This is a genomic window from Cupriavidus sp. GW823-FHT07B10, assembly GCF_058794355.1.
Window position 1 is genome coordinate 1 of sequence record NZ_JBXAGS010000043.1, and the last position, 1,159, is coordinate 1,159.

The window sequence follows — 1,159 nt, forward strand, 5'->3', positions numbered from 1 at the left end:
AGGCGACATAGTCGCGCTTCATGGTCTTCACGAAGCTCTCGGCCATCCCGTTGCTCTGCGGGCTGCAGACCGGCGTGGTCAGCGGCTTCAAGCCGATGGCCGACGCAAACGCCCTGGTCTTGTCGGCCGTGTAGCCCGAGCCGTTATCGGTCAGCCATTCAATTTCCGTCGGCGTCTTCAGCGCGTTTCCAAAGCGATTCTCGACGGCGGCCAACATCACGTCGCGGACCACGTCACCGCTATGCCCACCGGTAGTCGCCGCCCAGCTCATCGCCTCGCGGTCGCAGCAGTCCAGGGCGAACGTCACGCGCAATGGCTCGCCGTTGTCGCAACGGAACTCAAAGCCGTCAGAGCACCAGCGCTGATTGGCTTTCTCTACAGCAACCTTGCCGTCATGCCGGCGCTGAGGCCTCGGCGGAACCGCTCTGCGTTGCAACAGCAGGCCGTGCACACGCATGACCCGATAGACCCGTTTTACGTTGACGGGCGGTGCACTATGGCGCTCGCGCTCCCTGCGCAGTACACCCCAGACCCGGCGATAACCGTAGCTGGGCAGATGCGCGACCGCATTGCGAATCTCCTCAACCAACCCTGCATCATCGGTTTGCCTGGCGCCGCGCCCATCCTGCCAATCTGCAGGACGGGTCAGCTTCTCTGCCACATTCGAGCGCGCTACACCGAGAACTTCGCAGACCCTCTTCACAGGTCGTCCCCCGGCAATGAGGGTGAGCGCGCAATCCATTTTCGCGACTTCATCACCTCCACTGCCTCGCGCAGAATCTCGTTCTCCATGGTCTTCTTGCCCAGCAGGCGTTGCAGCTCACGAACTTGCTTGAGCGCATCGCTCAACTCGGAAGCTGGCACCACTTCCTCCCCAGCACTGACCGCAGACAGGCTGCCGTCCTGGTACAGCTTGCGCCAATGAAAGAGCTGGTTCGGATTTACGCCATGCTGGCGCGCCACCATCGACACCGTCTTACCCGGCTCGCAGCTCTCGCGCACCATCGCGAGCTTATCTTCCGGCGACCACCGCCGCCGGCGCTCCGGACCCGTCAGCACTTCCACCAATTCCTGCTTCGCTTTAGTCATAAACACAGTCGTATGCCTACCCGCTATTGTAAGTGGGGGACTGTGTCCGGCGATTCAGGGGGCCGCTCCA

At 62.2% G+C, this 1,159-nt stretch carries 1 pseudogene; it reads right to left on the bottom strand.

The features are described 5' to 3' along the window. Positions 1-1,065: pseudogene (locus AC1Q6V_RS34600) on the bottom strand (IS3 family transposase); the annotation flags it as partial. Positions 1,066-1,159: the final 94 nt, after the last annotated feature.